Origin of the sequence: Sphingomonas eleionomae, from assembly GCF_049889035.1 — a bacterium.
Taxonomy (GTDB): Bacteria; Pseudomonadota; Alphaproteobacteria; order Sphingomonadales; family Sphingomonadaceae; genus Sphingomonas.
The window spans coordinates 485,159-508,999 of sequence record NZ_JBLTWP010000004.1; the positions used below are offsets into that span (position 1 = coordinate 485,159).

Annotated in this window: 17 protein-coding genes and 2 tRNA genes; 7 read left to right on the forward strand and 12 right to left on the reverse strand. The window is 66.5% G+C overall.

Annotated features, from left to right (window positions below; translation table 11 throughout):
• The first annotated feature begins 43 nt into the window (after positions 1-43).
• Positions 44-790 (forward strand): triose-phosphate isomerase, encoded by a 747-nt coding sequence (gene tpiA, locus ACNI3Q_RS13490; protein ID WP_426277605.1) that lies wholly within the window; start codon positions 44-46, stop codon positions 788-790.
• A 24-nt stretch (positions 791-814) separates the two neighbouring features.
• On the opposite strand, the gene ACNI3Q_RS13495 is transcribed toward tpiA, so the two are convergent.
• The 4 genes from ACNI3Q_RS13495 to rimO all read right to left on the reverse strand — a co-directional run bounded on the left by ACNI3Q_RS13495 (position 815) and on the right by rimO (position 4,607).
• The gene (locus ACNI3Q_RS13495; RefSeq protein WP_426277492.1) at positions 815-2,200 is read right to left on the reverse strand and encodes a leucyl aminopeptidase family protein; all 1,386 of its coding nucleotides are present in this window, start codon (positions 2,198-2,200) and stop codon (positions 815-817) included.
• Positions 2,201-2,238: 38 nt separating this feature from the next.
• Complete coding sequence (locus ACNI3Q_RS13500) at positions 2,239-2,559, reverse strand: MliC family protein (protein ID WP_426277494.1); 321 nt, start codon at positions 2,557-2,559, stop codon at positions 2,239-2,241.
• Positions 2,560-2,588: 29 nt separating this feature from the next.
• Positions 2,589-3,173, reverse strand: a complete 585-nt coding sequence (locus ACNI3Q_RS13505; protein ID WP_426277496.1) for a beta/gamma crystallin-related protein — start codon at positions 3,171-3,173, stop codon at positions 2,589-2,591.
• A 105-nt stretch (positions 3,174-3,278) separates the two neighbouring features.
• Positions 3,279-4,607: a 30S ribosomal protein S12 methylthiotransferase RimO gene (gene rimO / locus ACNI3Q_RS13510; RefSeq protein ID WP_426277498.1), complete on the reverse strand. Its 1,329-nt coding sequence runs from the start codon at positions 4,605-4,607 to the stop codon at positions 3,279-3,281.
• 223 nt (positions 4,608-4,830) lie between these two features.
• Between rimO and katG the strand changes: the two genes are divergently transcribed.
• Complete coding sequence (gene katG, locus ACNI3Q_RS13515; protein WP_426277500.1) at positions 4,831-7,038, forward strand: catalase/peroxidase HPI; 2,208 nt, start codon at positions 4,831-4,833, stop codon at positions 7,036-7,038.
• Positions 7,039-7,160: 122 nt separating this feature from the next.
• Here katG and ACNI3Q_RS13520 read toward each other — a convergent pair whose 3' ends face one another.
• From ACNI3Q_RS13520 to yaaA, 4 genes are all read right to left on the reverse strand, one after another.
• Positions 7,161-7,487, reverse strand: a complete 327-nt coding sequence (locus ACNI3Q_RS13520; protein WP_426277607.1) for a DUF952 domain-containing protein — start codon at positions 7,485-7,487, stop codon at positions 7,161-7,163.
• Positions 7,488-7,498: 11 nt separating this feature from the next.
• Positions 7,499-10,270, reverse strand: a complete 2,772-nt coding sequence (gene gyrA, locus ACNI3Q_RS13525; protein ID WP_426277502.1) for a DNA gyrase subunit A — start codon at positions 10,268-10,270, stop codon at positions 7,499-7,501.
• A gap of 142 nt (positions 10,271-10,412) precedes the next feature.
• On the reverse strand, positions 10,413-11,108 hold the full coding sequence (locus ACNI3Q_RS13530) for an SDR family NAD(P)-dependent oxidoreductase (RefSeq protein WP_426277504.1): 696 nt from the start codon (positions 11,106-11,108) through the stop codon (positions 10,413-10,415).
• Positions 11,105-11,881, reverse strand: a complete 777-nt coding sequence (gene yaaA / locus ACNI3Q_RS13535; protein WP_426277505.1) for a peroxide stress protein YaaA — start codon at positions 11,879-11,881, stop codon at positions 11,105-11,107. Before yaaA ends, ACNI3Q_RS13530 begins: the two co-directional genes overlap by 4 nt.
• 214 nt (positions 11,882-12,095) lie before the next feature.
• Here yaaA and ACNI3Q_RS13540 point away from each other — a divergent pair, with 214 nt between their 5' ends.
• The gene (locus tag ACNI3Q_RS13540) at positions 12,096-13,376 is read left to right on the forward strand and encodes a tetratricopeptide repeat protein (RefSeq protein ID WP_426277507.1); all 1,281 of its coding nucleotides are present in this window, start codon (positions 12,096-12,098) and stop codon (positions 13,374-13,376) included.
• A 118-nt stretch (positions 13,377-13,494) separates the two neighbouring features.
• On the opposite strand, the gene ACNI3Q_RS13545 is transcribed toward ACNI3Q_RS13540, so the two are convergent.
• Positions 13,495-13,953: an Lrp/AsnC family transcriptional regulator gene (locus tag ACNI3Q_RS13545; RefSeq protein ID WP_260019995.1), complete on the reverse strand. Its 459-nt coding sequence runs from the start codon at positions 13,951-13,953 to the stop codon at positions 13,495-13,497.
• Between the two features lie 184 nt (positions 13,954-14,137).
• On the opposite strand from ACNI3Q_RS13545, the gene ACNI3Q_RS13550 reads away from it, so the two are divergent.
• From ACNI3Q_RS13550 to ACNI3Q_RS13565, 4 genes are all read left to right on the forward strand, one after another.
• The gene (locus ACNI3Q_RS13550) at positions 14,138-16,039 is read left to right on the forward strand and encodes a sensor histidine kinase (RefSeq protein WP_426277510.1); all 1,902 of its coding nucleotides are present in this window, start codon (positions 14,138-14,140) and stop codon (positions 16,037-16,039) included.
• Positions 16,040-16,041: 2 nt separating this feature from the next.
• Entirely contained in the window at positions 16,042-17,073 is a 1,032-nt protein-coding gene (locus tag ACNI3Q_RS13555; RefSeq protein ID WP_426277512.1) for a polysaccharide deacetylase family protein, read from the forward strand.
• 54 nt (positions 17,074-17,127) lie between these two features.
• A tRNA-Ile gene (locus ACNI3Q_RS13560) sits at positions 17,128-17,203 on the forward strand.
• 54 nt (positions 17,204-17,257) lie between these two features.
• Positions 17,258-17,334 (forward strand) — tRNA-Pro (locus ACNI3Q_RS13565).
• Positions 17,335-17,576: 242 nt separating this feature from the next.
• Here the strand turns inward: ACNI3Q_RS13565 and ACNI3Q_RS13570 are convergent.
• From ACNI3Q_RS13570 to ACNI3Q_RS13580, 3 genes are all read right to left on the reverse strand, one after another.
• Entirely contained in the window at positions 17,577-20,036 is a 2,460-nt protein-coding gene (locus tag ACNI3Q_RS13570) for a zinc-dependent metalloprotease (RefSeq protein WP_426277514.1), read from the reverse strand.
• 90 nt (positions 20,037-20,126) lie between these two features.
• A complete protein-coding gene (locus tag ACNI3Q_RS13575) occupies positions 20,127-20,876 on the reverse strand; it encodes a GntR family transcriptional regulator (protein ID WP_426277516.1) in 750 nt (249 codons plus the stop codon).
• A gap of 70 nt (positions 20,877-20,946) precedes the next feature.
• On the reverse strand, positions 20,947-23,808 hold the full coding sequence (locus tag ACNI3Q_RS13580) for a TonB-dependent receptor plug domain-containing protein (RefSeq protein ID WP_426277518.1): 2,862 nt from the start codon (positions 23,806-23,808) through the stop codon (positions 20,947-20,949).
• Positions 23,809-23,841 lie beyond the last annotated feature (33 nt).

Sequence of the window (23,841 nt, forward strand, 5' to 3'; positions counted from 1 at the left end):
CTATCGCGGTTGGCAATCACGTGCGTAAGGGGGTTTGGTGACGATGACGCGACGCAAGCTGGTGGCCGGCAACTGGAAGATGTTCGGGATGAAGGGCGACCTGCCCCAGGTGACGGGGATCGCATCGGCTTCGGCGCTGCATACGAATGTGGATGTTGCGTTGTGCCTGCCCTTTACCCTGATCGAGGCGGGCGTGGCCGCCGCGCCGGGACTGACCATCGGTGCGCAGGATTGTCACGAGAACGACAAGGGCGCGCATACCGGCTGCATCTCCGCTGCGATGCTGGCGGAGATTGGCGCGCGCACCGTGATCGTGGGGCATAGCGAACGCCGTGCGGACCAGAACGAGACGAGCCATGATGCCTGGGCAAAGGCGGCGGCGGCGCGTCGAGCCGGCCTGTCGGTGATCCTGTGCTGCGGCGAGACCGAGGCGGAGCGCGATGCGGGCCGCGCCGAGCGCGTGGTGCAGGCGCAGATCGAGAAATCGGTGCCGGAGGGTGCGGACGGCAGCTGGTTCACGCTGGCCTATGAGCCGCGCTGGGCAATCGGCACCGGCAGGACCCCCACCACGGACCAGATCGCCAGCATCCACGCCATTGCCCGCGCCAAGCTGCGCCAGATGGTCGGCGATGCGGCCGACACCATCCGCATCCTGTATGGCGGGTCGGTGACGGGCGCCAATGCCGCGAGCCTGCTGGCTGTCGAGAATGTGGATGGCGCGCTGGTCGGCGGGGCCAGCCTGACCGCCGAAAAGTTTGTGCCGATCATCGAGGCGGCGGCGGCGCTATAACCGTCTGATCCCCGACCGGGCCGGTCAGCCGAACCGCCCCTTCAGCATGGTCCATGCGGCCCGCAGGCCCAGTGCCTCCCCGCCCTTTGGCCGGCCGGGGCGCGGGGCGGGGCGCCAGGCAAAGGTGTCGAGATGCGCCCAGGGGATGGTGGCGGGGACGAAGCGCCGCAGGAACAGCGCGGCGGTGACCGCTCCGGCCATGCCGCCTTCCGGCGCATTGACCATGTCGGCAATGTCGGACCGCAGCATCTCGTCATACCCGTCCCATAGCGGCAGCCGCCACAGCGGGTCGTGCGCGGTACCCGCTGCCGCCATCAGATCCGCCGCCAGCGCATCGTCATTGACGAAGGTGGCGGGCAGGTCCGGCCCCAGCGCCACGCGCGCCGCGCCGGTCAGGGTTGCAAAATCCAGCATCAGCACCGGTTCGCCCTCCGCCGCCCGGACCAGCGCATCGCCCAGGATCAACCGACCTTCGGCATCGGTATTGGTGTTTTCGACCGTGATCCCCTTGCGCGTTTTCAGGACGTCGCCGGGGCGAAAGGCGTTGCCCGCTATCGCGTTTTCGACCGCGGGGATCAGCAGGTGCAGCCGCACGCCCTGGCGCTGGCCGATGATGAGCGTGGCCAGCGCCAGGGCGTGCGCGGCCCCGCCCATGTCCTTTTTCATCAGCGCCATCGCGCCACCCGGCTTGATATTGAGGCCGCCCGAATCGAACACCACGCCCTTGCCGATCACGGCGATGCGCGGATGGGCGGGATTGCCCCATTCCAGTTCGATCAGGCGCGGCTCGCGGCCCCGCGCCGCCGCCTGACCAACGGCATGGATCATCGGGTAACCGCGCTCCAGATCGATCCCCTGCGTCACCGTGACGCTGGCGCCATGCCGGTCGGCCAGGGCGCGCGCCGCCGCTTCCAGTTCCGCCGGGCCAAGATCGGCGGCAGGCGTGTTGACGAGATCGCGGACCATTGCCACCGCCTCGGCCAGCGCAACCGTCTCTGCGATCCGGGCGGGTTCACCGGTCAACAGGATGCGGGGACCGGCGGGGGCGGGATCCCTGCGATACGCGTCGAACCGGTGCTGGGCGAGGGCCCAGCCAAGCATCGCCGCGCCCGGTTCGCCATCGGCCAGGCGATAGCTGCCCTCCGGCAACTGTTCGCCCAGCGACGCGATGCGCCAGGGCGATGTCTCGCCCTCATCGCAGACCAGCAGCATCGACCAGTCCTCTGCCCCCTCGCCGGGCAGGACGGCGCGATTGCCCGGTTTTCCGGTCAGCCGATGCGCGGCGACAGTGGCGCGGATGCGCGGCGGCTGAGCCGACAGCCAGGCGTCCCAGGCCTCTGGTCGGACGACATGGATCGTGCGGGCGGGCTGGCCGCGATCGGGCTGCAGCAGGGCGTTGAAATCGGTCATCCCGCTTTAGCTAGGATGGATGACCGATTTTGGCCAGATCAGCGCGGGATCGCGATTTGCCGACAGGTTTCGGGTGCGGTGCGGGCGGCCGTGTTCCACTGAACACTGCTGCCGTTCCGTTGCAGCCGCTGACCAGCCATCCCCTCATAGCTTTCGCCTTGAAGCGAGGCGGCGGCGCGCATCAGGATGGTCTTGCTGTCATTCACCCGCACGATCGCGCCCCGGTCGCGATAATCGACACGCAGGCGCGTGCCCTGACTGCATTCGTAAAAGCTGCTGCCGCCCGGCGTGCCGATCGGCTGCATACATCCGGTCAGCATCCCCATGCCCGCCAGCGCGACGATGATCGGCAGTTTCATGGTCATTCCTCCCCCAAGGATGGTTCAGGTCAGTATCCGGTCCGCGTGCACAGCACATCCGCAAGCATCACCCGGCGGCTGACGGTTTCCAGCGCCTCTCGCGCCGATCCGGTCCAGCCGCGCTGACGGCAGAATGCGTCTGCCGTCGTCGCTGCGCACTGCGCCGTGGCGCTGCCGCGCGCACAGGCCGGGATGCGTTCGCCGAACCTGCGCGGGGCGGGGAAGAATTCCGATGCCATGCCGCGCAGCGACGGGCCGGGATTACCGGTGTCGCCGCCGCCACCACCGCCACCACCGCCTCCCATGGGCCGCATGGACTGCAGGGCGCTGCGCGGCCCCAGCCGCCCGGCGATGTTGGGTTCGCTGCGATCGACGGTGATGCACATGCCGCGATAATTGGGTTCGGCGCACAGCTGCCATCGGCCGCGCGTCACGCGGATGCTGGTCACCGGCCAGGACAGGCGCAGATTGGGCTGTGCCTCCTGAACCGCAACGGCCGGTCCGCGATAGCCGAGGTCGCGATAGATGGTGGCTTCCGGCCCGCCGCTCTGGCCCAGCAACAGGGGCGATGCGAGTGCGGTCACCAACGCGGCCCAGCGCAGTTTGACGGTCATATCGCATCCTCCCCCAACTGTCCGGCCGCGACTCGAACGGGTGCGGCCACCCCCTGCTCCCGGAACGCTACGCAATTTCCCGCTGAACGTAAGGGGGAAGTTGGTTCAGGCAGGCACGCCGTACAGGTCATGATCGTCGGCGTCCTCGATGGTGACGGGCACAATATCGCCGACGGTCAGATGGGCCGCATCGCGCAGGAATACCTCGCCGTCGATTTCCGGCGCGTCCGCCATCGACCGGCCCGTCGCGCCGCCGTCCTCGTCCACCGCGTCGATGATGACATCCAGCGTCCGCCCGACCTTTGCCGCCAGCTTTTCCGACGAAATGCGTGCCGTCAGCTCCATCAGGCGGGCATAGCGTTCTTCCTTGACCGCTTCCGGCACCGGATCGGGGAGATCGTTCGCCGCCGCACCGGCAACGGGTTCGAACCGGAACGCACCGACCCGGTCCAGCCGCGCCTCGGCCAGCCATTCCATCAGATATTCGAAATCCCCCTCCGTCTCGCCGGGAAAGCCGACGACGAAGGTCGAGCGGATCGCGATGTCCGGGCAGATGTCGCGCCAGCCACGGATGCGCTCCAGCACCTTTGCCTCGTTCGCCGGGCGGCGCATCGCGCGCAGCACCGACGGGCTGGCGTGCTGAAACGGGATGTCGAGATAGGGGAGCACCAGCCCCTCGGCCATCAGCGGGATGACCTGATCGACATGGGGATAGGGATAGACATAGTGCAGCCGCACCCATGCCCCCAGCTGGCCCAGTTCGCGGGCCAGATCGGTCATATGGGGCACCACCTCGCGCCCCTTCCATGCGCGCGGTTCCTTTCGGATATCCACGCCATAGGCAGAGGTATCCTGGCTGATCACCAGCAGCTCGCGCGTGCCGGCCGCGACCAGCTTTTCCGCCTCGCGCAGGATCGCGTCGGGCCGCCGGCTGACCAGATCGCCGCGGAGCGACGGGATGATGCAGAAGGCGCAGCGGTGGTTGCAGCCCTCTGAAATCTTCAGATAGCTGTAGTGGCGCGGCGTCAGCTTCAGCCCCTGTTCGGGGACCAGGTTGACGAAGGGGGATGGCGGAATCGGTGCCGCTTCATGCACCGCGCCGACCACCTGTTCATATTCGTGGGCACCCGTGATCGCCAGGACATTGGGGAACCGGTCGCGGATCACGTCGGCTTCCTTGCCCATGCAGCCGGTCACGATGACCCGGCCGTTTTCGGCCAGCGCCTCGCCGATCGCCTCCAGCGATTCTTCCTTTGCGCTGTCCAGAAAGCCGCACGTGTTGACCAGTACGACGTCCGCGCCCGCATAATCGGGCGAGAGCTGATAGCCATCGCTGCGCAATTTGGTCAGGATGCGCTCGCTGTCGACAAGGTTCTTGGGACAGCCGAGCGACACCATGCCCACGCGGGGCGGCTCGGGAAGGATGGTTGCCATGATCGGCGCGCAGATAATGCGAATGACGCGATTTTGATAGTCCCTGCCTCAGCCGGACTTGCAGCCGTCATGTTCGAGGCGCAGCCTTGCAACCCAGCGAGACTCGTGCCGCCGGCTGATCGACGATGTTCGATTACTCTGATGCGATTTCCTGATTGGACCTCGCCAGCGGCCCGCACGATCTTGATGGCAGGATAAATCAGGCAAGACGACTGGAGGAGCCATGAACGTCGAATCGAAATGCCCCATGCACGGCAATGAAATGGACGGTAACGCCGTCCTGTTCGGCATGACCAACCGGCTGTGGTGGCCGCATCAGGTCGATCTTTCGATCCTCAACAAGAATTCGCCGCTTGTCGACCCGATGGGCGAGGATTTTGATTATGCCGAAGCGTTCAGCAAGCTGGACCTGGAAGCCGTCAAGGCCGACATCTCCGCGCTGATGACCGACAGCCAGCCCTGGTGGCCGGCGGATTTCGGCCATTACGGCCCGCTGTTCATCCGCATGGCCTGGCACGCGGCCGGCACCTATCGCATTGGCGATGGCCGCGGCGGTGCGGGCGCGGGTCAGCAGCGTTTCGCCCCGCTCAACAGCTGGCCGGACAATGCCAATCTCGACAAGGCGCGGATGCTGCTGTGGCCGATCAAGCAGAAATATGGCCGCGCGCTGAGCTGGGCCGACCTGCTCGTCCTGACCGGCAACGTCGCGCTGGAATCGATGGGGTTCAAGACGGCCGGGTTCGGCGGCGGCCGCGCAGACGTGTGGGAACCGGAAGAAGACGTCTATTGGGGACCCGAGCGCGAATGGCTGGCCGATACCGGCCGGTATTCGGGTGAGCGCGAGCTGGAAAACCCGCTGGGCGCGGTGCAGATGGGCCTGATCTACGTCAATCCGGAAGGGCCGAACGGCAATCCCGATCCGCTGGCGGCGGCGCACGACATCCGCGAAACCTTTGGCCGGATGGCGATGAACGACGAGGAAACCGTCGCTCTGATCGCGGGTGGTCATACCTTCGGCAAGACGCATGGCGCGGCGAACCCGGAGGAATATGTCGGGCCGGAGCCGGAGGGCGCGGCGCTTGAGGCGCAGGCGTTCGGATGGTCGAACAGCTTTGGCAAGGGCCATTCGGAACACACCATCACCAGCGGCCTGGAAGTCACGTGGACGCAGGAGCCGACCAAGTGGACCAACCTCTATTTCAAGAACCTGTTCGAGCATGAGTGGGAGCTGACCAAGAGCCCGGCCGGCGCGCATCAGTGGGTGGCCAAGGACGCGGCAGAGGACGTGCCGGACGCGCACGTCCCCGGCAAGTTCCACCGCCCGACCATGCTGACGACCGACCTGTCGCTGCGGTTCGACCCGGCCTATGAAAAGATCTCGCGCCGGTTTTATGAGAACCCGGACGCGTTCGCGAAGGCATTTGCCGAGGCATGGTACAAGCTGACCCACCGCGACATGGGTCCGGTCGAGCGGCTGCTGGGTCCTGATGCACCCAAGGAACCGCGCATCTGGCAGGATCCGGTCCCGGCGGTCGATCACCCGTTGATCGACGGTGCGGACATTGCCGCGCTGAAGCAGAAGCTGCTGAACAGCGGCCTGTCCATCTCGCGCCTGGTCAAGACGGCCTGGGCTTCGGCTGCCACCTTCCGCGCATCCGACAAGCGCGGCGGCGCCAATGGCGCGCGCATCCGCCTTGCCCCGCAAAAGGACTGGGCGGTGAACGAGCCGGCCGAGCTGGCCAAGGCGCTGTCGGTGATCGAGGGCATCAAGGCCGAGTTCGACGCCAATGCCGTTGGCGGCAAGAAGGTCAGCATCGCCGACCTGATCGTGCTGGGCGGCTGTGCGGCGGTCGAGGCGGCGGCCAAGGCGGCCGGTCACACCATCGACGTGCCGTTCACGCCGGGTCGCACCGACGCGACGGAAGAAATGACCGATGCTGACAGCTTCAAGCCGCTGGAGCCGGTGTTCGACGGTTTCCGCAACTATGCCGGGCATCAGCCGGTGCGGACGCTGGAGGAAAACCTGGTCGATCGGGCCAATCTGCTTGGCCTGACCATGCCGGAAATGACGGCGCTGGTCGGCGGTCTGCGCGTGCTGGGTGCCAACGCCAATGACAGCCCGCACGGGGTGTTCACGACCCGTGTCGGTACGCTGAGCAACGATTTCTTCGTCAACCTGCTCGGCGCCAGCTTCACGTCGAAGTGGGAGCCGTCGAACGACGATGAAGGCGTGTTCCATGCCAAGGACCGCGTCACGGGCGAGGCCAAGTGGTCGGGCACCCGGGTTGACCTGGTGTTCGGATCCAACTCGGTGCTACGTGCCCAGGCCGAAGTCTATGGCCAGAGCGATGGCGAGCCGCACTTCGTCAAGGCGTTCGTCAAGGCATGGGTCAAGGTGATGGAGGCTGACCGCTTCGACCTGCATCGCTGATCCGGCGGACGGCGATTGAAAGCGACCCGGTGCCCACGCGGCACCGGGTCGTTTTTCGTATCAGGCGCCGATGGGTTCCGGATGCGGCGGTCGGCCTGGCGCAGGGCAGGCCGGACGGGAAATCAGGCGGGCAGGATCACCCGGCCATCCGCGCCGCGACGCAGCGGGGCGGCGGCCAGCACCGGGGCGTGGGTCAACCGGCCGTAGAGATGCGGGAACAGCGCCCCGCCGCGCGATTCCTCCCACCGGATCGCGCTGCCCAAGGCGGACAGGTTGACCGCGGCGATCCACAGATGCGTCTGGCCCGCAAAATGCCGGTCCACCGTTTCCGTGACCTGATCGTCGGTCGACAGGTGGATATAGCCGTCGGCAATGTCGATCGGCGCGCCGTCGAACCGGTTTTCGGCCAGCGCCGCCATCTGCGACGCGGTCAGCACCTTGTACGCCATGGTCGGGTGCGTCACGCGTCGTCCCCGTCCGATGCGGTGCCCGTGCCGTCATCCACCTCGATCGTTTTGTCGGGATCTGCGGCAGGCGGATTGGCCAGTTCCTCGGCAATGATCGCTTCGGCCGGGGTTTCCGGTTCCTCGTCATCGTCGATGCGGGCCGCGCCGACGACGTGCTCGCCCTCTGCCACGTTGAACAGGCGCACGCCCGCCGACCCGCGCCCGATGACGCGCAGCGAGGACAGCGGCATCCGGATCAGCTTTGCCTGATCAGTGACCAGCATCAGCTGCTGGTCGGTGGTGGCGGGGAAGCTGGCGACGACAGGGCCGTTGCGGGCGATATTGTCGATGTTCGTGATCCCCTGACCGCCGCGTCCGGTGCGGCGATATTCATAGGCGGAACTCATCTTGCCATAGCCATTGGCGCAGATGGTCAGGATGAACTGTTCCCGTTCGGCCATCGCGGTCATGCGATCGGCGGGCAGGGACGGCTCGCCTTCGCGCTCCGGCTTCCACGGGGCGAAGCGCAGATATTCCTCGCGCTCTTCGGCGCTGGCACCGGAGCGGTGGAGGATCGACAGCGAGATCACCTCGTCGCCGGGCTTCAGTGTCATGCCGCGAACGCCGGTTGACGCGCGGCTCTGGAACTCGCGTACATCCTCGCCGGGGAAGCGGATCGCCTTGCCGTCGCTGCTGGCGAGCAGCACGTCGTCGCCTTCCTCAAGCAACGCCACGCCGATCAGCTTGTCGTCGGCATCATCGCCTTCGAATTTCATGGCGATCTTGCCGGCCGTCGGCACGTTGGTGAACGCGTCCATGGAATTGCGACGCACGCTGCCCTTGGCCGTGGCAAACATGACGTGCAGCTTGCCCCATTCCGCCTCATCCTCGGGCAGGGGCAGGACGGTGCTGATCGTTTCGTCCTTGGCCAGCGGCAACAGGTTGACCATCGGCCGTCCGCGCGTGGCCGGGCCGCCTTCGGGCAGCTTCCACACCTTCATCCGATAGACGCGGCCGTGAGTGGAAAAGAACAGGACGGGCGTGTGCGTGCTGGTCACGAACAGGTTGGTGACCGCATCCTCGTCCTTGGTCGCCATGCCCGCGCGGCCCTTGCCGCCGCGCGCCTGGGCGCGGAAGGTGGCGAGGGGGGTCCGCTTGATATACCCCTCCATGGTCACGGTGACGACCATGTCCTCACGCTCGATCAGGTCCTCGTCCTCGATCCCGTCGGCGGCGGCGGTGATTTCGGTGCGGCGCGGCGTTGCATAAGCGTCGCGCACGGCGGTCAGTTCCTCGACCATCACCTCATACAGGCGTGCCCGGTTGCCCAGGATTTCGAGGAGCTCGCCGATCACCTCGGCCAGCTTGGCCAGCTCGTCCCCGATCTCGTCGCGGCCCAGCGCGGTCAGGCGGTGGAGGCGCAGGTCCAGGATCGCCCGCACCTGAATGTCGGACAGGCGATAGACGGTCGCGCCCTCGTCGCTGACCGTCGCTTCGACCAGGCGCAGATAGGGCGCGATGTCGCCGATCGGCCATTCGCGGACCAGCAGCCGTTCGCGCGCGACCACCGGGCTTGGCGATCCGCGGATGATCCGCACCACCTCGTCCAGGTTCGACACTGCGATGACCAGGCCCAGCAAGATGTGCGCCCGGTCCCGCGCCTTGGCCAGTTCGAACTTGGACCGGCGGGTGATGACTTCCTCGCGGAACTTGACGAACGCCTCGATGATGTCGCGCAGGTTCAGCAGTTCCGGGCGGCCGCTGCGGATGGCCAGCATATTGGCCGGGAAGCTGCTTTGTGCGGGCGTGTTGCGCCACAGCTGATTGAGCACGACGTCGGGCGTCGCATCCCGCTTCAGGTCGATGACGATCCGCACGCCCTCTCGGCTGGATTCGTCGCGGATGTCGGCGATCCCCTCGACCCGCTTTTCCTTGGCAGCCTCTGCGATCTTTTCGACAAGGGCGCTCTTGCCCTGCTGAAACGGGATTTCGGTCAGCACGACCGAGCGGCGTTCGCCGCGCTGTTCGATGGTGTGGCGGCACCGCACGATGATCGATCCGCGCCCGGTGTGATAGGCGTTGCGGCAGCCGGACCGGCCCAGGATCAGTGCGCCGGTGGGGAAATCGGGGCCGGGGACGATTTCGGTCAGTTCCTCGACCGTGATCGCGCCATTGGCGATATAGGCGAGGCAGGCATCAATCACCTCGCCCAGATTGTGCGGCGGGATGTTGGTGGCCATGCCGACCGCGATGCCGCCCGCGCCGTTGACCAGCAGGTTGGGAAACCGGGCCGGCAGAACCGTCGGCTCGCTTTCCGAGCCGTCGTAATTGTCCTGAAAATCGACCGTGTCCTTGTCGATATCGTCAAGCAGCGCGCCCGCGACCTTTGCCAGCCGCGCCTCGGTATAGCGCATCGCGGCGGGCATATCGGGGTCCATCGACCCGAAATTGCCCTGACCATCGATCAGCGGGACGCGCATCGACCAGTCCTGTGCCATGCGCGCCATGGCCATGTAGATCGAGCTGTCGCCGTGCGGATGGTATTTGCCCATCACGTCGCCGACCAGACGGGCCGACTTGCGATAGGGCTTGTTGGCCAGATAGCCGCCCTCCTGCGCCGCATAAAGGATGCGGCGATGCACGGGTTTCAGGCCATCGCGCACGTCCGGCAGGGCGCGGGCAACGATGACCGACATGGCGTAGTCGAGATAGCTCGACCGCATCTCGTCGACGATGCTGATCGGTGTGATATCGGAAGGGTCGGCGAGGATGGTCTCGTCGGTCAATTTGCGACACTTTCGGGATGTTTCGGTTCGATGACCGTCTTAGACCCCCAACGCGCCCATGCCAAGCGCCGGGACGTCGGGGGGCGGCATCGCCGGACGGGCCGGGGATATGCGGACAGCGGATGGCGGGCACCCGCCGCGATCAGAACGGGATTTCGGCCCCGTCCCAGGCAAAGCACTTGCCGCTGTCCTGCGGTTTCAGGCCGTCGATCACGTCCAGCAGCTGAAGCGCCGCGCGTTCGGGATCGAACAGCTTGCCCGGCGCGACATTGCCCTGGAACGGCCGTGACAGGCCGGTGTCCACCGTGCCGGGGTGCAGGCCGACCACGACGCTGCGTTCGCTGCGCCGCTTCGCCTCGATCGCGAAATTGCGGATCATCATGTTCAGCGCAGCCTTTGACGCGCGATAGCCGTGCCAGCCGCCCAGCCGGTTGTCGCCGATCGATCCGACGCGGGCGGACAGGGCGGCGAACACCGGGCGGCCCTCGCGCGGCAGCAGGGGCAGGAAATGCTTGGCGACCAGCGCCGGGCCAATCGTGTTGATGGCATAAACGCGCGCCAGCCATTCGGCGTTCAGGTCGCGCATCGCCTTTTCCGGGCCGCGATCTCCCTCGCTCAACATGCCGGTGGCGACGAACACCAGGTCCGGTGCGCCGATCGCCCTTACCCGTTCGGCGGCGGCGGCGATGCTGGGCTCGTCCAGCAGGTCGAGATGATCCGGCCCGCTGCGCGACCGTGCCAGGCCAATGACATGGGCATGGCTGCCCTCATCCTTCAGCGCCGCCTCGATCGCGCCGCCGATGCCGCCCGATGCGCCGATGACGACCGCGATGCTCATGCCGCCTCTGCCCGGCGCGTGCGCTGGAACCGCCAGACATCGTCGCTGCTGTCGCCGGCGACGAAGCGATACCCGTCGAGGTCAAAGGATTTCAGCGCATCGGCATCGGTGATGCGATGTTCGCACATCCAGCGGGCCATCAGGCCGCGTGCGACCTTTGCATTGAAGCTGATAAAGCGCGGGCCGTCCGGTCCATCCTCCCGGAAATCCACGGTGATGACGCGCAGATGGCTGGGCAGGCGCCCCTCGGCCACCTTCCAATATTCCTGGCTGGCGAGGTTGAGCACCACATCGCTGTCCACAGCCGCCGCGTCCGCGGCGATCTGTTCCGCCACGCGGTCGCCCCACAGGGCATAAAGATCCTTTGACCGGCCCGGCGCCCAGCGGGTGCCCATTTCCAGGCGATAGGGCCGCATCGCATCCAGCGGGCGCAGCAGGCCGTACAGGCCGGACAGGATGCGGACATGATCCTGGGCAAAACCGACCGCCTCCGGCTCCAGCGACTTCGCCTCGAACCCGCGATAGACATCGCCGGCAAAGGCGAACAGCGCGGGACGCTCGGGTGCGTCGGCAAAGTCGCGGAACCGTTCGGCGTTCAGCCGGGCCAGTTTGTCGGAAATGTGCATCAGCGCGCCCAGTTTCGGCGCGCCCAGCCGGGCCGCGCCGCGCGCCGTCACCTCCGCCTGTTCGGCAAAGACCGGGCGGGTCGTGGCGGGTTGGGGCAGGGGGCTGTCGAAATCCAGCGTCTTGGCGGGGGAAATCAGGGCAAGCATGGCACAGCGCCTAACGCCAACCCGCCGCCGGGTCAAAGCATCGGAACAATGTGCCCGCGAAAGGGAACCGAATGGCCGTTCATTCAATTTTGGTTCAGCCTATCGCCGTCACGGCATGAATGTGATCGCCCGCGCTTGAACCGCGCGAAAGCGGCCGATAGAGCATCCCAGCCCCCGGCACCCCCAGGCCGGAGCGCCATAGGAGATTGACAGGATGAAACTGGTTTCGAAGGCCGCCCTGGCCACGGTTCTGGCGATCGGTGCCTCTGCCGTTATGACCACCGCGCCCGTCGAAGCGCAGCGCAACAAGAAGGAAGAGGCAAAGCCCGCCGCGCCCAAGATCACCGAGGCGTTCCGGGTGCCCGCGCTGGCCGCCGACACCGCCGCCACGGCAAAGGACATTCCGACCGCTGAGGCGCAGTTCGCGCTGGCCAATGCGGCTGTGTCGAACGAGGACGAACGCTTCATCAACGAGCAGATCCGGTTGAAAATCGGCGAGCTGAAGAAGGATCCGGCATGGGTCAGCCAGGCGCTGGACTATCTGATGACCAGCCCCAAGACGACGCCGGAAAACCTGGCGGCGTATAATTTCTCCCGCGGCATGGCGGCGTTGAACCAGAAGAAGCCGGCCGAAGCCCTGCCGTTCCTGCGCAAGGCGCGGGAACTGGGCTATCCCGATCCCAACCTGCCGCTGAAGCTGGGTACGGCGCTGATCGATTCGGGCGATGTCGAGGGCGGCGTTGCCGAAATCGACACGGCGGTTAAGGCGACCAAGGCGTCCGGCCAGCCGGTGCCCGACACGTGGTACCGCTATGCCTATGGCAAGCTGCAGGCGGCGAACAAGCCGCAGGCGGCCAATGCGTGGATCCGCCGCCTGGTTTCCGATTATCCGAAGCCCGAAAACTGGCGCACCATGCTGCTGACCTATCGTCAGACTCAGGCCAGCGGCGACACTCCGGCCGCCCGCAACCAGCGGATCGACCTGTACCGCCTGATGCGCGCCACCAACGCGCTGGCCGGTGAGGCGGATTACATCATCTATGCCGACGAAGCGTCGCGGCTTGGCCTGCGCCATGAAGCGGTCGCGGTGATCGAAGAAGGCCAGCGCACGGGCAAGATCCCGGCGGGCAACGCCGATGCCAAGTCCATCCTGGCGTCGGCCAAGCAGGGCATTGCCACCGACAGCTCGCTAGCGTCGCTGGAAAAGGAAGGGCGCGGCGCCCAGAATGGCCGTCTTGCCGCGCTGGCCGCCAATGGCTTCATGGCCCAAGGTCAGGCGGCAAAGGCCGTCGAGCTGTATCAGCTGGCGCTGCAGAAGGGCGGGGTGGAAGAGCCGCAGACCCGTCTGCGTCTGGGCATCGCCCAGGCCCAGGCCGGCGACATGGCCGCCGCCAAGACCAGCTTTACCGCGCTGAACGGGACGCCGATGGCCGAACTGGCCGCGTTCTGGACGCTGTATCTGGACACCAAGGCGGGCACGCCTGCCGCCGCCTGATCGACGTCCGGGAAAATAGCAGGGCCGGGTAGCGACACACCGCTGTCCGGCCCTTGCTTTTTCAGAGGGTCGCGCCGTGAAAAGCCGTCTGCCCGGCCATGGGCCGGACGCGGAATGGCTAGACCGGAATGCCGGGCAGATGCTTGGACGTACGGATGGTCAGTGACGTCTTGACGCTGGTCACATTGGGCGCGGTCGTCAGGCGGGTGGTCAGCAATTCCTGAAACCCCTTCAGGTCCGTCGCCACGATTTTCAGGATGAAGTCGATTTCGCCATTCAGCATATGGCATTCGCGCACTTCGGGAATGGCGGCGATATGCTGTTCGAACGCGGCCAGATCGGATTCGGCCTGGCTGCGCAGGCTGACCAGCGCGAACACGGTGATCGGATGACCAAGCGCCACCGGATCCAGTTCGGCATGATAGCCCCGGATGACGCCCGCTTCCTCCAGCGCGCGCACGCGGCGCAAGCAGGGCGGTGCCGTCAGCCCGACCCGTTCGGCCAGTTCGACATTGGTCATTCGGCCCTGTTCCTGCAGCAACGCCATGATCTGCCGGTCGATCCGGTCGAACGCCATTCGCAATACTCCATTGAAGGGCAGCGATTCTTTCGCACGCCCCATCCGCAGCATAAGATAATTACGCCGCAACGCAATTGTCCCACTATGCGACGTGCCAAAAACACCGCCTTGTGGGGATGGCGGAACCAGTTAAGGAAATCTTGCCGTCGGGATTGGCCGGCGTGACCATTCGGGTGGCATCTTGCGCTTTGACGATACGCTGACGACGGTGCTTGCCGCAGACTGGTCGACGCCCACGGCGCGATCGGCGGCATGGCGTCAGCTCGTTGACCTGATCGGTCGCGGGCGCGCGCCGGCCGATGCGGCCGTGCTGGACCGCCTGTCCGCCATCCGGGATCAGGTGCCGTTGCCGGTCCGTGTCGCCAGCGCCAGCGGCCTTTCCCATACCCGGCCGCCTGCGGGCCTGGTCCGGCTGCTGTGCAGCGACGATCCGGCGGTTGCGCTGCCCGTGCTGCGTGCGGCCCAGCTGACCGACGCGGAATGGACCGATCTGTTGCCGATGCTCGGCGGTTCGGGCCGGGCCGTGCTGCGGCACCGCCGCGACCTGTCCGCCGCTGTCCAGCGTGCGCTTGCCGCCTTTGGCCCGGCCGATTTCGTACTGGATGACCGCCGTTCGGCCGATCAGCGCGAAACGGCCGATATTGCGGAGCTTTCCCCGCCGTCGGTCAAGCCGCCGAGCGAGATCGCCCCCCCGGTGGTGTCAGCCGAAGCCGAAGCGGTGGCCGATGCGCCAGTAGAGGCAGCGCCGGAGCCGCCCGCCATCCCTGCACCCGTTGCCGGTGCGCCCGCCACGCCGTTCCAGTCGCTGGCCAGCGTCGCGATGGGCATCCCCGTCGTCGCAGAAGCAATGCGGCGCGCCCGGGAACAGGGCGCATCCGCCAATCCGCAGCCGACGCCGATCGCGGACTGGTTCGCACCGCCCGCCGATCCCGCGCCGACGCCGCCGGTTGCGGCCCCGGACGGCCCGTTCCGCATCGCCGATGTCGTCGCCCTGATCGACGCGCATCAGCGGCGGCATGCACCGTCCGAACCGGAACCTGGCATCAGCCATGGCGCGGCCGTGTCGTCGGGTTTCCGGTTCGAAACCGATGCCAATGGCGTGATCCGGGTGGTGGAAGGCGTCAATCGCGCGCCGCTGATCGGCCTGTCGCTCAGTCAGGTGGGCGGATCGGGCGATACCGGGTTCGACGCCAGCGCCGCCGGTGCATGGCGCAAACGGTCCAGCTTTCGCAACAGCCGCCTGTTCGTTGCCGGGTCCAGCGATGCCGCCGGGCACTGGCTGGTATCGGCCATGCCGATTTTCGATCCCATCGCGGGCCGATTTACCGGCTTTGCAGGCGGCGCGCGCCGGCCGCGGGCGGATGAGCGGGCAGAACCCGCCGATGCCCCGATGTCGCCGGCGGATGTGCAGATGCTGCGCGAACTGGTCCATGAACTGCGCACGCCGGCAGGGGCGATTACCGGCTTTGCCGAACTGATCGAAAGCGAGATGCTTGGCCCCGTGCCGCCCGTCTATCGCGAGCGGGCAGGGGAAATCCGGCAACAGGCCCGCGAACTGATCGGCATTATCGACGATCTGGACCTGTCTGCCCGGATCGAGGGACAGGCGCTGCAACTTTATCCCGGCGCGGTCGCGCTTGGCCCGGTGATGCAGGGGATTGCCGCCGATCTGGCGCCGCTGGCCGACCTGCGCGGGACGCGGATCGAGCTGGGCAGGATGGACGGCCATGTCGATGCCGATCGCCGCGCGGTCGAACGATTGCTGGCCCGGCTGGCCGCGACGCTGGTCGCCCATGGCCGCCACGGCGAGGTGATCCGCATCGATCAGATCGCGGTGGCAGCGGGCCGCATCGCGCTTCGCTTTACCCGCCCCGCCGCCCTGGCCGTGGAGCCGGAGGCGCTGGCGGCGGCAGAGGCCGATGGCGCAGACGACCTGACCCCGCTGGGCACGCGCTTTACGCTGCGGCTCGTCTCCCGCCTGTCCGGCGAACTGGGCGGCGCGCTGGTCATTGACGCCGACAGCTTGACACTCGGCCTGCCTGCGGCGGATGATCCGGGGATGGAGCGGACGGCGCATCCCTGACGGTGGACGTTCCTCCACCCCCGGTCGATCAACCCGAACCCTATCGCCCGTCCGCGCCGGACCGGGCGGCGCTGCTGCGGCTGCCCCGCGCATTCGGCACGCGCTTTGCCCTGTTCGTGGATACCGAGGAGGAGTTTGACTGGGGCGCGCCGCTGTCTAGCGCCAACCGGTCGGTCGGGGCGATCGCCGGGCTGCCCGATGCGCATCGCCGGTTTGCCGATCGCGGCGTGCCCGTCACCTATCTGATCGACCATCCGGTCGCCGACGATCCCCGCGCGGCCGACATTCTGAACAGCGTGACTGCCGATGGACGATCCGCCATCGGGGCACAGCTTCACCCATGGGTGAACCCGCCCTTTGAAGAGGCGGTCAGCAGCCGCAACAGCTTTGTCGGCAATCTGCGCCCCGCGCTTCAGGCGGCAAAGATCGCGGCGCTGACGGACCGCATCCACGCGGCATTTGGCCGCAGTCCGCGCGTGTTCCGGGCCGGGCGCTATGGCCTCGGCCCCGACACGCTGCCGCTGATCGCCGCCGCCGGCTATCGGATCGATAGCTCGATGCGGTCGCGTTATGACTATTCGGGCGAGGGCGGGCCGGATTTTCGCGCTATTTCCAATCACCCGTTCCGCACCGGCGCGCCCGGCCTGGTCGAACTGCCGCTGACCACGGTTTTCGTCGGTGGCCTTGGCACGCGGGGCCGCCGGTTGCAGCGCTTGCTGGCGCGGGCGCCGCTGGCGCGCGGCGCGCTGGCGCGGGCGGGGCTGCTGCGCCGGATTGCCCTCACGCCGGAAGATATGCCGATCGCCGATGCGCTGGAGGCGGTGCGGGTGGCGGTGGATCACGGCGTGCGGCTGCTCAATTTTTCGTTCCACTCGCCATCGCTGGTGCCGGGGCATACCCCCTATGTTCGCGATGCCGCCGACCTTGCCGCCTTTCACGCATGGTGGGCGGCGATGTTCGACCTACTTGAACGGCTGGGCGTTGCGCCCATCGGCGAGGCGGAGCTGATCGCGACGATGGATGCGATGCGCTGAACGCGGGGCTTGCCCGGCCCGCTGCGTTTCCGCTAGGCCCCCGCCACGTCTGATGGGCCTGTAGCTCAGCGGTTAGAGCTGGCCGCTCATAACGGCTAGGTCGCGGGTTCGAATCCTGCCGGGCCCACCAGACGGGATTGGGGATGGCGCAGCCGCGATTTCGCCGCTATGCCGCCCGTCCGGTCGGGGAGTGGCGCAGCCCGGTAGCGCGCCTGCTTTGGGAGCAGGATGTCGCAGGTTCGAATCCTGTCTCCCCGACCAATTTCCCACAGAGCCGGGTTTTGCAATGGGTTTGCCTCACATGATGAGGCCCTGGCATGGCAAATTGCAGGCCTGCCACTTCCGAGTTTGCGCCGCTTGAATCAGCAGTGCACGTGAGTGCGCATTTCAGTTGCTGATCGGGATCAGAGCGGAGCGGTCGCTCCGGCTCGTCGGCCCCATGTCAGGCCACGCCACCCTTGCGAAGTGGCATCGTCACTGCGTAGCGGCGGCGATGCCGGGCGTTATTCCCCGCTGTCCCCGATGGGCATTCCCGGAGGGATGGGGAGGGAGCCGGCAGGGCTGGCCAGCATGGCATCAAGCGCCGCGCGATCCTCGATCAGCCGTGCCGTCGACAGTGACCAGGCCCGATCGGCCGGGTCCTTGAACCGCGCCCGTTTTTGCACCGATGCCCAGTCGGCAAGCGCCTGTTCGATCTGTGCCGAAGCCTCGCTGCCTGATGCGCGATCGGCGGCCGCGCTGGCCAGCGACAAGATGATGCGCGTGCCAAGTGCCCGCCGGATGGCAGACAACCGGGGCGCGCCATCATCGGCATTGGTCAGCGCCAGCAGGCGATTGGCAATGGTGCCTGCGTCCGGCACCGCTGCGTCCTGCCGATGCTGATCGGTCAGCCGGGCAAGGCGCTGCGGCGCCAGCAGGGCGTTCAGCGTCTGTTGCGCGGCGACCTGTGCCGCGGCCAGCGGATCGAAAACGGCGTTGCCCGAACGGGGCATCAGTTCGATTTCGGTCTGACGATCCTCGTCACCCGAAAAGCCCGCGGACAGATGCGGCACCAGCGTGGCAGGCACCTCAAGAAAGGCGGGGTCCAGCGTGGCGAGCAGCGCATCGAGTGCCCGTTGCTGATCGCCAGCGGCCACCGGATTGCCCTGTGACGGCGACGCAGCGCCCACGGCATAGGTGGAATGGACGCCGCCGATCAGCTTTGCCGCTGCCTCGACCTGATAGCGATGGACGAGCCAGATCGGCACGAACTTGCGGCGCAGATTGGCCACCGGTTCGTCCGGGGCAAGCGCGGACAGGCCGAACCGGGCCACCGCCGCTGACCGGACGGCCCGCATCCTGTCAAGCTCGGCAACCGGATCTGCGCCATCATCCCACAGGCTGCCCCAGGGCTGGCTGGATGCAGCAGTGCGCGCATTTTCGTCTGCCACGAAGCGAAGGCCATCGCGTTCGGCCTGTTCCACCTTGGCCAGCGCGGCCGCATCAGCATCGCCCGACGCCGGATCGCCATAGAGCCAGTCGACCGCATGAAGGTCCCACCGGCCAAGGCCCACGCCATAGGCATCGGACAGGTCCGGCACGCCATCCTTCAACCCGATGCGGGGCGCGGGATAATCCATCACCGATGCCCGGTCCTGTGTGCTGCCGGCAAAATTGTGGAGCAGGCCGAGGGCATGGCCTACCTCATGCGCGGCAAGCTGGCGGATGCGGGCGAGCGCGACCTGTTCGGGGTCGTTCGGCCCGCCCTTGCCCGTGCGGTCGGCACCGACCAGCCCTTCGAAAATCAGCATGTCCTGTCGCACGCGAAGCGACCCGAGCAGAACCGAGCCCTTGAGGATTTCTCCGGTGCGCGGGTCGGTGACGGCATAGCCATAGGACCAGCCGCGTGTCGCCCGGTTGACCCAGTTGACGACATTGTAGCGGATATCCAGCGGATCGACCCCGTCGGGCAGGATTTCGACCCGATAGGCATCGACAAAGCCCGCCGCTTCGAACGCCTGTTTCCACCAGGACGCTCCTTCAAGCAGGGCGGTGCGAATGGGCTCTGGTGCCGCATTGTCGATGTAAAAGACGATGGGCTTGCGCACGCGCGACCGCGGTGCGGCCGGGTCCAGCTTTTCCAGACGGAAGCGGTTGGCAATATTCTGCACGATGTCGCCATCGAGCGGTGCGGAGAAATCCAGGATTTGCGAGGAGAAGCTGCCGCCACGCGGATCGAACCGGCGCGCGGTATAGCCCTGGTCGGGCAGGGCGATCAGGCTGTGGCGCACGACCAGCGTCACCTGACGCGGATCGGGCGCGATGTTGCGCACCTCCGCCCCCGGCGTCTCGCTGGCATAGGTCTGGCGCGCCTCGAACTCCAGGTTCAGCGGAAAGGCGCGTACGGCGTTCGGATCGGCCGCGCTGAGGCCGTCGACCAGCCGCCATCCCTTTTCGCCGCTGCTGTTCAGTTGCGCCGTGATGTTGCGCGTGTCACGCGCCAGGAACGGTGCGATGTCGACCAGCAGGCGGCCGTCCGGCCCGTCAATCGCATCGCCCATCCAGAGGGTGGAGGTGGCAAAGGCATCGGCGGCTGCGGCCTGTTCCGCTGGTGATCCGGCAGCGGCCCGAAAGCGCGGATTTTCAAGCTCGAACGCGACCTTCTTGCCCATCTGGCGGATGCGCAGCATCTGCGCCGGGCCGGGCTGGGCGCGGTCAAGGCCGATGGGCGCGGAGCCGAGACCGGTACGCAGCGCGGTTGCATAGAGCATCCGGGCCACGACGCCGTCCCGCCCGGCGGCGGGCAGGGACAGGAGGATGCGGCCGCCCTTGCGATCGACATGAACCGGATAAAGCCCGTCCAGTCGTTCCGTGCCGGCAAGCGGGCCGGCCGCTGTGGTCGCATCGGCCACCGGTCCGGCATGGGCAGGCGCGATCGCGCATATTGCGGCAATTGACAGGGAAAGGGCGAAAAAACGGTTCATCGGCATGACCCCCTGATGATCGATGAGATGGAATTGCGCCCCGATTGCCGGTGTACGCTGGCTAGTCCGACAGCCTGTTCGGCTGTCCGGTCACGCCGGATTGCCGGGCAACAGGGGAAGCAGCGTCTGGGCACAATCGCGAAGGTCCGCCCGGATGGCATCGCTTGCCCCCATGGCATCGCGGCGTTCCAGCGCGCTCAACACCGTCCAGTGATTGGGCATGGAATCGATCAGGCTTTGCTGATCCGGCATCATGTGCCGGACATAGGGACCGATCCGCAGCCACCGCATTTCAATGAAGCTCATCAGTGTGTTGAGCCGGCTTGCGGCATAAAGCGTGCGGTGAAACGTCCAGTTGGCCGTCACATACCCCTCAAGATCGCCATTGTCGGCGGCGTGTTGCATCGCCGTACAGGCGGTCTGCATCACTGCGATCTCGTCCTGCGTGATCCGGGTGCAGGCATGTTCGGCCGCCATCCCTTCAAGCAGCACGCCGATCTCGACCATTTCCTGATATTCGGCCTGAGTCATTTCCGGGATGACGAGCGTGCGCTTGCCACCGCGAGCGACCAGCGCGCCCTCGATCTCCAGCCGTTGCAGGGCCGAACGCGCCGGCATCGGGCTGACCCCCAGTGCATCGGCAACCGCGCGGATGGTGATCGGCGTTCCGGGTTTGAACAGACCGCCCATGACCGCGCGCCGCAGCTGCTGATACACCTGATGCTGCAGCGTCGACCGGTCGACCGGTTCGAACTGCATCGCAGCCATGTCCGCCTCGGCGGGCAGCCGCTCGGCGATGGAGGACAGCATCTCTGTGCCTAGCGGATCGTCACGGGACATGGGCAACCGCTATCCGAAGAAAGCGCCGTTCTGGCCAAGGGAATAACGATTGCCCATGCATTGCCAACTATCAGAAACGATGCGTCAGGACAGCCAAAAATGTCGTCCCGAGATTGGGATAGATCGACGCCTCGTTGATCCCCTGATGGATGTTGAACGGTCCCTGTGGCGGTTTCACGTCAAAGATGTTGTTGATGTTCAGCCGCACCGAACTGGTGTCCAGGACATCGATGTTGAACGACAGATCGTTGAACAGATAGTCGCCCGTCTTTGCCTCGTCGAACAGATCCACGGGCCGCCCGGCAAACAGGTTGATCGACCCGTTGATGTCGGTGCTCTGGATGAACCGTGCGCGCCACGTCGCCGAAAAACCGTCGATCGAATAGGTGGCGGTGCCGAGCAGTTCCAGCTCTGGATCGCCCAGAAACCCTTCGCGCTTGTTTTCGGTGCGCGGATCGGTGGCGTTGGTCAGCTGGCGCAGCTGAAGCAGCCGGTTGCCCTGCAGGCTCAGCTGCATCCGGCCGGGCAGGGACTGGCTGAGCGTCGACAGCGCAAAGTCGTAGCTCAGCGCAAAATCGATGCCGCGGGTCGACAGCTGGCCGACATTGACCTGCGTCGCAACGACGCGCGTGACGGCAAGCGTGGCCGGATCGCGGGTGATCAGCGCGCACAGCGGGTTGGATTCCGGCGGTCCGTCCAGATCGACACAGTTGTTCAGGATCGTGCCGATGGGAATGGTGCCGATCGCGCCGTCGATGCGGATGTCGTAATAATCGACCGTCAGCGACAGGCCGGGGATGGACGGCGGCGCAATCACGCCGCCGAACGTCCAGGTCCAGGCGGTTTCGACATCCAGGTTGGGATTTCCGCCGACCCGTGCCGGCGTGGTGCGGCCATTGGTGGGCGCATTGAAGTTTGCCGGAATGCCCAGGGCCGAACAATTCTGCTGCCGATTGGCGGTCTGGGTCACGACCGAGGCGTCGCACGGATCCTGAACGAAGACGAAGGTTTCGTTCGCCGGCGAAAACAGCTCGGTAATGTTGGGCGCGCGCACCGACTTCGATCGCATGGCGCGCAGGCGCAGGCCGTCGAACGGCTCATAGGCGCCGCCTGCGTTCCACGATGTCTGCGTGCCGTTGATGTTGTAATCCGAGATGCGGGCCGCCGCCTGAAGCGTCAGTTCCTTGCCAAGAGCGGAATCGCGCAGCACCGGAACCCGCAATTCGCCAAAGGCTTCCTTGACTCGGATGCTGCCGGACACCGGCGCTTCCTGCGGATAATAGGTGCGGCCCGACTGCAGGGCAGCCGATGGCTGGGTCTTGGCGCGGGCATCGCGGGCCTCGACGCCAAGCGCCAGCGCGACGGGGCCGGCAGGCAGATCGAACAGCGTGCCGTTGGCGCTGGCCCCCACCATCGCCAGCGACGCGGTGGAGCGGTAGAAATCGTCGAAGCGGCTATATTCGATCCCCGCCGGTGTTGCGGACGGATTGAACGGATTGAACGGCGCACAGCCATTGGCCCGCGCGGCCGCACTGGCACAGGCGGGCTGACCGTTGATCAGGATGACGTCGACCGATTCCAGAAACCGGTCCTGCTGCCGTCCATTGAGCAGGATCGTGCTGGACCGGGTATGGCCGTATCCGCCAAAGGCCTCATACCGCCAGTCGCCGAACAGCGTCCCTTCGACCCCGGCGGTATATTGCTGCATCAGCCGGTCGGCATCGCTGCCGCGGCGACCGAAATCGTCATAGACGCGGAATACCGGAAACCGGGTGATGCCCGCGGCGGTTGCGGCCTGCCGGAAATCGGCGGGAACGAACGGGTTGTTCACGCTGATCTGCGGGGCGGCATAGACGAAATCGTCCGCCACCGGCTGCCAGAAAGACAGCACCTTGCTGCTGAGGACCCGCGCTTCCAGGAACAGGCGCGTATCGTCGGTGACGTCGAACCCGACATTGAACGATCCGCCCAGCCGTTCGATCGGCAGCGACAGATTGTCATATTGTTCGAAAAAGCCGCCATCGCCGCCGATCAGCCGACCGGCGCGATTGCCGATCTGACCGAAGTCATAGGGGCGGCTGGACAGGCCGTCGGGTGTGAACACGGTGTTGCCGAGCGTCGTGAAGGTGCTGGCGATCTGGGTCGGCCCGGCAAAACGGATACCGGGACGGGTGATGAAATTGGGCGCGCCATCGGCATTGCCGGTATTGGCCGGGTTGGCGATGGTGTTGATGCCGTTCACCGCATAGTCGCGCTGCGTCGACTGAACCCCCGCGACATTGTCGTAAAAGACATTGGCGGTCACATTGCCCCGGCCCCCGCCGAAATTGACGCCGCCGGTCAGGCTGAGGCCATAGGATTCGCCGTCCCCGCGCGAGGTGACCCCGCCAAAGGCACGGGCCTGAAGCCCCTCGAAATCCCGCTTCAGGATGATGTTGACCACCCCGCTGACCGCATCCGCACCATAGACCGCCGAGGCTCCGCCAGTGACGATTTCCGCGCGTTCGACCAGCGCGGCGGGAATGGCGTTGAGGTCGATCGCGGCAGTGAAGGGCTGGCCAGCGACCTGACGGCGGCCATTGACCAGCACCAGTGTGCGCTGCGCGCCGAGCCGGCGCAGGTCGATCTGGTTGAGGCCGACTGCCGTTGCCTGTCGCTGGGTGTTGGAATCATTCAGGCCGACGCCGACCTGGGGCATGTCGGTCAGGACATCGGCGATGTTCTGCAGGCCGGACTGTTCCACCGCCTCTGTCGTCACAGCGGCGACCGGCGCCACCGATGTCAGCACCGTGCTGGGCAGGCGCGAGCCAGTGACGATGATGTCCTCGGACGCGGCCGTCGGATCATCCGACGGGGCGGTTTGGGCCCAGGCGGGCGTGGCACAGGCGATGGTCAGTGCAACCGAAGAAACCGTACGCGAAAAGATGCTCATCTTGGCCTCCCTTTGACGGGCCCCGGGCGACCG